This window comes from Gelidibacter sp., from assembly GCF_039916245.1.
GTDB lineage: Bacteria > Bacteroidota > Bacteroidia > Flavobacteriales > Flavobacteriaceae > Gelidibacter.
The window spans coordinates 1-9,060 of sequence record NZ_JBDSLS010000079.1 but is presented as its reverse complement, the minus strand read 5'-3'; the positions used below and the strand labels follow the sequence as shown (position 1 = coordinate 9,060).

The window sequence follows — 9,060 nt, the reverse complement described above, 5'->3', positions numbered from 1 at the left end:
TTGTCGAATAACTAGTTTTTTAATATTTTTGTTTCGCCTGAAAAGTCCCATAAAATTATTTTTTTTCGCAAAAACAAAAATAAGGGATTCTCAGGCACTTTTTATTTTAGACTTTCGGATAATAGTGCTTTATTATAGGACGTCATGCATCAAAATAAGTTAATACTATGATGTTATTCCAAATAAGAAAAACCATTGGATTGAATCTCAAAAAACCTTAAAAGTTATGATGAAATCGTGACTCGTTATTACGAAAACAAAAAGGATTAATTACTTCTCTTTTTGCTTCTGCTCAGCACTTTGTATTCTTCGTAGCATTCGTTGATGGCATCCAAAATCTGGAGGTCATTAGCCGTTTGAATAAAATCTCTGGAGTAGTTGCATTGACTGACAATTTCATCTAAATCTAATCGATCTACTTCTAGTAAAACCATCAACATTTCACGATCAAAACGAGCTGCGAGCAAGTTTCTGATTTCATCGTCTTGTTTCATTTGTTTTAACTTCCGAAGCTGATTGCCTTTTTTGCCAAACATATTGTATAAGAAGTCGGCAGGATTAAAAATGGCTCCCAAAGCTTTGTTTATAGCGCCTGTGGTTCCGCCTTCATATCCTGTTGTGGATAAACCAGAAATACTATAGCGATAATTGGTTCTTACCGGAACTTGTTTGATATCGACCTCTAAAAAACCCGTAAGTCTTAATTGATTGACGACGACTTCTTCAAGAGCAAGCGCCAGTTCGGTCATTTCAATTTTGGTTTCCCCAAATTTTAGCCAGTCGTTGGTTACTTTTACTTTAATGGATTTATAACCCAAAAACGAAAAATGCAAAGTATCATTAGCAATGGACTTGATTTCAAACTCACCTTTATTGTTTGTGGTCGTGCCAATAACTTGATTTAAGTTGACGATATTGACGCTCTCCAAAATTTCATTTGTACTTGTACTATAGACCACACCTTTAACAGAAGAGGGTGTTTGGGCCACACTTAGTGAAGAAATGAATAAAAAAGCAGTAAGTATTAGTAGGTGCCTCATTGATTTATTTAATCGTTAAAAATAAGAAACTAAACTTAGATACATCACTAAATATGGTAATTTTCATATAAAATTAACGTTAGGGAAAAGGCATAAGTAATCAGGTATTAACTAAAGCGTAACAATGAATTTCATAAAATAAAAAAAACGAAGCGAAAAGTTTAAACTTCCCACTTCGTTTTATATTATTAAATTACGAATTTCAAATTTTGTCATCCGTCATCTGTCTTGCTACTAGTCTCTGCGTCTTGAAACTTTCGGTCTAGAGAAATTTGAATCCGATGATTTCTCCCCTACACCAGCTCCAGCACGCCTGTCGCGTCTGTTTGGGCCAGCACTTTCTGCTCCTGAACGTCTTGGTCTAGAAGAATCAGAAGAAGTTCTTCTGTCACTTCTTCCGCCACCAGATCCGAAATCGCCTCCAGAACGTCTTTCACCTCTCGGTTTAAAATCGCCACCTTCTGAACGTCTTCCGCCGCCGCCGCTAGGACGTCTTTTGTTTCTGCTGGTTCCGCCACCTTGATCTTCACTCACTTCAACATTTACAAAACGACCGTTGTGTTTGTAGTCAGTAAAGAAAGCCAATACTTTTTCCTGCAATCCTTTTTCAGTATTGAAGAAAGAGAAACTTTCCTTAACATCAACTTTAAAGACATCATCTCTTCCAAGTTCAAGAATTTCTTTTAAGTAATCCTTTAAACTCATCCAGTCATAGCCGTCTTTTTTACCAACATTGATAAAATAACGTGAGGAATCATCTCCATTGCCATAATCACGTCCAGAGTCGCGTCCAAAATCATCTTCTCTATCACTTCCGCGTGATTCAGATACCGATAAGTTTTTTGATTTATTATAGTAGTTAAAGAATCTTGTAAACTCAACCGAAAAGAATTTTTGAATCAATTCTTCTTTGGTCGTATCTTCAAGTAATTCGTTGATACTGCCTAAATATTTTTCAATTTCAGGATTGATTTCTGTCTTGTGGATTTTATTTGCCAAAGACATTAATTGTACTTCACAAATTTCCATTCCATCCGGAATGTCTTTTTTCACGAAGCTTTTATTGATAATGCGCTCGATACTTTTGATTTTGCGCAATTCACTTTTAGAAACAATAACGATAGAAACCCCAGTTTTACCTGCACGTCCTGTTCTACCTGAACGGTGTGTATACGTTTCGATTTCATCAGGTAATTGGTAGTTGATAACGTGTGTAATGTTGTCCACATCAATTCCACGAGCGGCAACATCAGTAGCCACCAACATTTGGATTTGATTTTTACGGAATGAGTTCATGACCATGTCACGTTGGTTCTGGCTCAAATCGCCATGTAGAGCACCAGCGCTATAGCCATCTTCAATTAATTGTTCCGCCACTTTTTGCGTATCGCGTTTGGTACGACAGAAAATCACTGAGAAAATATCAGGATGTGCATCAGCCAAACGTTTTAAGGCTTGGTAACGGTCACGAGAATTCACTAAATAATATTCGTGGGATACTTGATTGGTACTTTCATTTTTATTACCAACTGTAATTTCAACTGGCGAATTCATGAATTTTTTAGCAATATTCGACACTTCTTTAGGCATCGTTGCTGAAAATAACCAGGTATTTTTGTCTGCTGGAGAATGGGAAAGAATATCTGTAATATCCTCATAGAAGCCCATGTTCAACATCTCATCAGCCTCATCAAGTACGGCGTATTCAATTTTAGAAATGTCAACCATATTACGGTTAATCATATCTTTCATACGACCTGGTGTAGCAACAATAATTTGTGCGCCTCTTTTTACTTCACGAGCTTGATCCGTAATACTTGCACCACCATAAATAGCAACAACATTAAATCCTTTGCAGTATTTTCCGTAGTTTTTTAATTCGTTGGTAATTTGTAAACAAAGTTCACGTGTAGGAGAGATGATCAAGCCTTGAGTGGTTCTGCTTTCAATGTTGATTTTTTGCAACATAGGAAAGCCAAACGCCGCAGTTTTACCTGTTCCTGTTTGCGCTAAAGCCACTAAATCAGTGTCTTGCTCTAATAAAATTGGAATTGCTTTTGCTTGGACATCACTTGGCGTTGTAAAGCCAATATCACTAATAGCACGTAATAGGTCGTCATTAAGACCTAAATCTTGGAATGTGTTCATTCGATTTAATAAGTATTCGATTATGTTCTTTGGTGTTACAACAGAAGCGAATCGACTTACTTAACCTAAACTTCCAGTAACACATCCTCACCTTGAGGAAAATTTCAAGGTGCAAAACTACGATTTATTTTTTTTACTACAATTTATTTTTTATGTTTTTTTCAGAAAGGATAAAAATAGTTAATTCGGCTTTGATTTTTAGCTATCCAATTGTTATGATACTTGGTCTTGAAAATAGTAGAAGATTACTGTTGCATATTTAAGAATTGTACCAGTAATTGCACCGCTTTTCCACGGTGGCCGATGCGGTTTTTTTCTTCCAAAGAGATTTCCGCAAATGTTTTGTCATAACCTTCAGCTTTAAAAATAGGATCGTAGCCAAAACCTTGGTCACCCATTTTATCCATTGTGATTTCTCCTTTACAAATCCCGGTAAATAAGTGTTGTTTCCCCTGAAACTCCAATGCAATTACCGTTTTGAATTGGGCATTTCTGTTAGATTCGTTGTTTAGATTCTTAAGGATTTTTTGAATATTATCTTCTGAGTTGCGCTGTTCGCCAGCATATCGTGCCGAATATACGCCAGGTTCTCCGTTAAGAGCGTCAACTTCTAATCCTGTATCGTCCGCAAAACAATCATAACCGTAATGCTTCTTAATGTACTCTGCTTTTTGGATGGCATTACCTTCAATAGTGTCTTGGGTTTCTGGCACATCTTCAACACAACCAATGTCAGCAAGACTCAATAGTTTTATGTGATCTGGAATTAGGCTTTGAACTTCCTTGAGTTTGTTGAGATTATTGGTGGCAAAAACGAGTTGCATAGTGAAATTGATTTTTGAATTGGATCGGTTAATATAATGTAAAATTTAGAATCTGTTTTTATGACTTCAAGAGTTACATAAGAATTTTAAATTTAAGCTTAATTTATGATTTATGTCATTAGGTCTTTCTTTTTAAACCCTTAATTTAGTCCTATAACTTAAAAATAATAGATATGACAATTAACATCCAATTTATAAACTTAGATTACAGTGATTCACTTGCAGCCTTCACTAAAGAAAAATTAAATAAACTCGCTGATAAATACGAATGGTTGATTAGCGCTGATGTGTTTTTCAAAGAAGAAGGTACTAATCCTGAAAAAGGAAAAATTTGTAATATTAAATTAAGTCTTCCAGGGCCTCAAATATTTGCAACTTCTGATGAAAAAAATTATGAAATGTCGGTAAAAGAGACAATTAGTGATTTGGAAATTCAGTTAAAAAAGAGAAAACAGACGCTTTTGGCACACTGATTTAGGTATGAGGGAATAGGGATTAGGTATTATGAGAAGTCGAAATTGAATTTGAGGTTGAAATTGAAAAATTAGTTTAAACTTAAACTTGAACTCGAAACCTGAAGCTTGCTTGCTCGTCCGTAGCTTTAGCGAAGGCGGGAAACCTCAAACCCCAAACCTCCAACCTATTTCAGCGATGAAAATAAGGTTCATTTCTTAAAATAGTAAAAGCATGATACAATTGTTCGATCATGAACAAGTGGATCATTTGATGGGAAAAAGTCATTTTAGATAATGATATTTTCCCATTTGCTTTTTCATAAACTTCTGATGATAAATCCTTGAAACCACCCGTCGCAATGCCGGTGGGTTGTTTTTTTTTAAATTTTTATCCATTTAAGTTTAGTATGGTTTCAATAAAAAGATTGATGTAAATCAAAGTCGTAAAAATTCCCAACCGAATTCAAAATCTATAAAATTGGTTTAATTCAGATCTAAGACTGTTGATTATCAAAATTTAGCTATTCATATCATTTCATGATTTTCGAAGACTTTTTCAAATAATTTAGTGGTTGTAAAAGAGTGATCATCAATTTACAATCAAAAAACGAATAGTAATCTTAAATTTTATTTATCATGAAAACTTTAATTTTTTTATCAGTATGTGTGTTATGGGCTTCGATTGGTCAAGCTCAAGAAATCACGAAATTAGATGAGGTAAAAGTTAAATATTCGCCTCTAAATGCAGATATAACCCAAAATGGTTCGGTTTTTACAATTAAAATCAAACCTCGTGGGGTACATGAATTCGTGAATAATCCGATAGGGTTTTTGAATGAGAATTTTGACATCCGTAAATTTATCAATTTGGTTAGCCATGAGGAATATGAATCCTATTCAGTAGAGCTTAGAAGTTCAAAAGGATTTATGGTCGCTAGTTATGATGGGGAAGGCAATTTGATTTCTACTCAACAAAATTTCAAAAACATCCTAATGCCGCGCCATTTAAGATTGCAAGTTTATAACTCCTATAAAGGTTGGGATTTGATTAAAAACAAATATATAGCAAGCACAAAAGGAATAATTTTGGATAAAGCCGTCTATAAATTAACGTTGAAAAATGGAAATCAAAAACGTAATATAACATTCGATGCTTTGGATAAGGATTATGGCGTAGTAGCTAATAATTAAAAAATTGAACAAAGTTTTGGCAGTTAATTAAGGTCACCAAATCATTATGGTCATCAGATTATGGTCTGATGACCTCTTTGATTAAATTAATTTTGAATGTACTTCCGATTATTTATTTATGAATAATTTATAACTCAGTTGGATGAGATTAAATAACTTTAAATTACTTTTAGATAGCTATTAATTTTCGCACCTTAGATTATGAAAGCATTGGTCATAGATGACGAAGAACTGGCGCGTAAAAGAGTTCTGAAATTATTGGAAACAGTGCCTCAAATTGAAGTGCTTGGGGAATGCTCAAATGGTAAAACCGCAATAATTTCCATCGATAAACTTCAGCCAGATCTTATTTTCCTTGATATTAACATGAAGGACATGAATGGGTTTGAAGTGCTCCAAAAAATGAAAATATCTCCAAAACCTATTGTAATCTTTGTCACGGCTTATAATAACTATGCTTTGAAAGCTTTCGAAGTGGAGGCGTTTGACTTTTTGCTAAAACCATTTAAGGACCAACGTTTTTTTAGGATTATAGACAGGGTTTTAAAAACTTCAAAGTCAGAGGCTGATGCTAACTTCAAAAAACGATTTGAAGAGTTGTTCCATTTTTACAGCATGAAATCGGGAAAAGTCCCGATGCCGACAAAATTCCTGATTAGGCAAGGCAATAAAACCATCTTAATCAATCCTTTGGATATCATGTACATTACTTCTTCAGGATATTATGTGGAGATTTTTGTTGCGAATAAAAAGTACATGTTGCGTGAAGCATTGACCAAACTCTGTGATGGACTTGACGAAGCTGTTTTTTTTAGAATCCATAGATCGAGCGTCGTAAATATAAATTTTGTTAGAGAAATTGTGCATTCTAGTTTTTCTGAAATTGACGCCAAAATGACCGATAATAAAATGTTGCGCATAAGTAAATCTCATAAAAATGAATTTCTTGAAAAAATAGGAATATCATGAACTTCTTCAATAAAAAAAGACAATTTATAGACCTGAATCTCGTTTTGCTTTTGGCTGGTTTTTATCTTCTTTTTTACCTCGTTTTGATTGCAAAAATACTTTACATGGAATCCATTGGGAATGAGGGCATGTCGTCCTCATTGCGTGATTTTTTAATCTATAATCCATTTCTCGATTATATTATCGTGGTGAGCTATATGACGTTTATAGCCGTGAGCACCAAGCGGTTTTTAAATAAAAATTATTCTTGGGTTAAAATTATTTCTATCCATACGGTCTTATCGCTTTTTATTGGAATGGTCATACGTCTTATTACCGATTTGCAAAGTTGGCTAAAAGGAATGTTTACCATATCTGAATACGACATTCAATATAGTATTTATAGGTTTATGAACGTAATTGAGTTGAACTTTTTGACCTATTTTGCCATGGTTTTTATCGTTTATACTTATTATTATTTAAAACAGGTGAAAGAAGCTGAGAAGAAACAAAATCAACTGGAAGCACAATTGGTAAATACCAGAATTAAAATGCTTTCATCACAAATGCAACCACATTTTTTGTTTAATACCCTAAACTCGATTGCTGTCTTAACAGATATTGATCCTGGTAAGGCCAAAGATACGATTGCCGATTTGAGTGATTTTCTTAGAGAAATACTTAAGGACAATGGGGGTCATACCATAAGGCTTGAAAAGGAACTTCGAATTCTTGAATATTATCTCAATATTTTAAACGTAAGGTTTTCAGATCATTTAGTTATAAAAAAAGAGATTGATGAAGCTTTACTTCAATATAATGTGCCCACACTATTACTTCAGCCAATTATAGAAAATTCAATTAAGCATGGTTATTCGTATGATCATACAGAGTTGGAGATACTCATTAAAATTTATGCTGAAAACGAGCAATTGGTGATTATAGTTGAAAATAATGGTGCGTTGTTAAAAGATAGTCCAACTGCCTTATTTAAAAAGGGAATTGGTTTATCAAATATAAACGACAGGTTGCGCAATCTTTATGATGAGAATTATATATATGAAATCAAAAACAAGGATGACCAATCTGGAGTGGAAACCATTGTTAAAATTCCCAGGAGTAATTAGTGTTGATTACTTCGGTTCGATTTGTGCCATTGATTTCGGTTTCATAGTGCCAGGCATTTCGGTTCAAACTGTGCCATTTTTGCCTGTTTGGTAAAAGCCTATAGTGGTTCGATTTGTGCCATATTTCGATCTGGTCCAACTGTACCGACTTTGAAAGATCAAGTATTAATTACCTTATCGCTTAAAAGTATGCGATATGGCCAACACACTTGATCCAATGGACTTAAAACAAATCATTTCCCTATATATTGATGGGTTTAGCAACCGTAAAAAAGGTGCTACCCTAGGGATATCCCGCAATACGGTAAACAATTATATGCGCCTGTTCAAGGCCAGTACCCGTTCTTTAGAAGAACTGCTGGCCAGTGACAATGTTGCCCTTGAGGCGCTCTTTCCTTCCAGCACCACCATAGCCAATCCCCGTTATGAGGAGCTCATGCTGTATTTTGATGGTATCAAGAAAGCGCGGAACCATCCTGGGTTTACCTTTTTGTTCCACTATCAGCAATATGTACAGACCGCTAAGGAACCCTACAGTTATACCCAGTTCATGGAGCGTTACAACCGTAAGTTTACAAAGGCCAAGGGATCCATGAAACTGGAACATGATTCGGGCAATGAGATGTATATGGACTACGCTGGCAAAAAAAAAGCATTTTGTGGACTGGGCCACTGGGGAGCTCATCGCGGTGGAAGTCTTCGTGGACATCCTGCCCAACAGTAAGTACACCTATGTGGAAGCCTGCCATAGCCAAAAGAGAGCGGATTTTATTACCTGCTATGGCCATGCCCTGGAGTTTTATGGTGGCGTTTCCAAGGCCATCGTCTCCGATAATTTAAAGTCGGCCGTAACCAGAGTGCCAGCCGTTATGAGGCAATTATCAACCGCAGCTTCAAGGACTTTGCCAGGCACTACAACTGTGTGATCAACCCCACCAGTGGATATTCCCCGCAGGACAAGGCGCTTGTAGAGAATGCTGTCCATCTTGCCTATCAGCGCACCTATTACCCTTTGCGCAAAATGATTTTCTTCTCCCAGAACGAGCTCAACAAAAAGATCCGCAAGCTGTTGACGGCCTATAACAATCTACTGTTTAAAATAAAGCAGGCCAGCCGTCTGGAGCTCTTCCAAATTTCATGAATTTCGCGGATTTCGATTTTTCGAATTTTGAGTTTGTACTTTTAATTTTAAGTAATTGCTCAGATTTCGAGTAATTCAAGAATCACAAGTCATAATTTTTGTTCTTGATTCTTTGTTTCTTTTTAGAAACAGAATGCACAGATTACACGGATTTTAATTTCATGGATTTCTTGAATTTTTAGCGAA

11 protein-coding genes are annotated in these 9,060 nt (G+C 35.4%); 7 read left to right on the top strand and 4 right to left on the bottom strand.

The genetic code is table 11. From position 1 onward, the window contains the following. Positions 1-266: 266 nt before the first annotated feature. The 3 genes from ABIQ28_RS03820 to ABIQ28_RS03810 form a co-directional block, all read right to left on the bottom strand. The gene (locus ABIQ28_RS03820; protein ID WP_348035423.1) at positions 267-1,040 is read right to left on the bottom strand and encodes a carboxypeptidase-like regulatory domain-containing protein; all 774 of its coding nucleotides are present in this window, start codon (positions 1,038-1,040) and stop codon (positions 267-269) included. 234 nt (positions 1,041-1,274) lie between these two features. Beyond that, positions 1,275-3,188, bottom strand: a complete 1,914-nt coding sequence (locus ABIQ28_RS03815; protein ID WP_348035422.1) for a DEAD/DEAH box helicase — start codon at positions 3,186-3,188, stop codon at positions 1,275-1,277. Positions 3,189-3,433: 245 nt separating this feature from the next. Next, positions 3,434-4,012, bottom strand: coding sequence for a non-canonical purine NTP diphosphatase (locus ABIQ28_RS03810; protein WP_348035421.1), 579 nt, complete (start codon positions 4,010-4,012; stop codon positions 3,434-3,436). 173 nt (positions 4,013-4,185) lie between these two features. Here ABIQ28_RS03810 and ABIQ28_RS03805 point away from each other — a divergent pair, with 173 nt between their 5' ends. Beyond that, positions 4,186-4,485: an HPF/RaiA family ribosome-associated protein gene (locus ABIQ28_RS03805; RefSeq protein ID WP_348035420.1), complete on the top strand. Its 300-nt coding sequence runs from the start codon at positions 4,186-4,188 to the stop codon at positions 4,483-4,485. Positions 4,486-4,657: 172 nt separating this feature from the next. Here ABIQ28_RS03805 and ABIQ28_RS03800 read toward each other — a convergent pair whose 3' ends face one another. Beyond that, positions 4,658-4,828: a 23S rRNA (pseudouridine(1915)-N(3))-methyltransferase RlmH gene (locus tag ABIQ28_RS03800; protein ID WP_348035424.1), complete on the bottom strand. Its 171-nt coding sequence runs from the start codon at positions 4,826-4,828 to the stop codon at positions 4,658-4,660. A 275-nt stretch (positions 4,829-5,103) separates the two neighbouring features. Between ABIQ28_RS03800 and ABIQ28_RS03795 the strand changes: the two genes are divergently transcribed. The 6 genes from ABIQ28_RS03795 (at position 5,104) to ABIQ28_RS03770 (ending at position 8,874) form a co-directional block, all read left to right on the top strand. Continuing rightward, entirely contained in the window at positions 5,104-5,658 is a 555-nt protein-coding gene (locus ABIQ28_RS03795) for a hypothetical protein (protein WP_348035419.1), read from the top strand. A gap of 201 nt (positions 5,659-5,859) precedes the next feature. Continuing rightward, the gene (locus tag ABIQ28_RS03790; protein WP_348035418.1) at positions 5,860-6,627 is read left to right on the top strand and encodes a LytTR family DNA-binding domain-containing protein; all 768 of its coding nucleotides are present in this window, start codon (positions 5,860-5,862) and stop codon (positions 6,625-6,627) included. Positions 6,628-6,731: 104 nt separating this feature from the next. After that, a complete protein-coding gene (locus tag ABIQ28_RS03785) occupies positions 6,732-7,733 on the top strand; it encodes a histidine kinase (protein WP_348035417.1) in 1,002 nt (333 codons plus the stop codon). 196 nt (positions 7,734-7,929) lie between these two features. Beyond that, on the top strand, positions 7,930-8,457 hold the full coding sequence (locus tag ABIQ28_RS03780) for a hypothetical protein (protein ID WP_348035416.1): 528 nt from the start codon (positions 7,930-7,932) through the stop codon (positions 8,455-8,457). After that, positions 8,393-8,659 carry a hypothetical protein gene (locus ABIQ28_RS03775; protein WP_348035415.1) on the top strand — a complete coding sequence of 89 codons (267 nt, stop codon included), beginning with the start codon at positions 8,393-8,395 and terminating at the stop codon, positions 8,657-8,659. The genes ABIQ28_RS03780 and ABIQ28_RS03775 overlap by 65 nt, the downstream gene beginning before the upstream one ends. After that, positions 8,656-8,874 (top strand): hypothetical protein, encoded by a 219-nt coding sequence (locus ABIQ28_RS03770; RefSeq protein WP_348035414.1) that lies wholly within the window; start codon positions 8,656-8,658, stop codon positions 8,872-8,874. The genes ABIQ28_RS03775 and ABIQ28_RS03770 overlap by 4 nt, the downstream gene beginning before the upstream one ends. Positions 8,875-9,060: the final 186 nt, after the last annotated feature.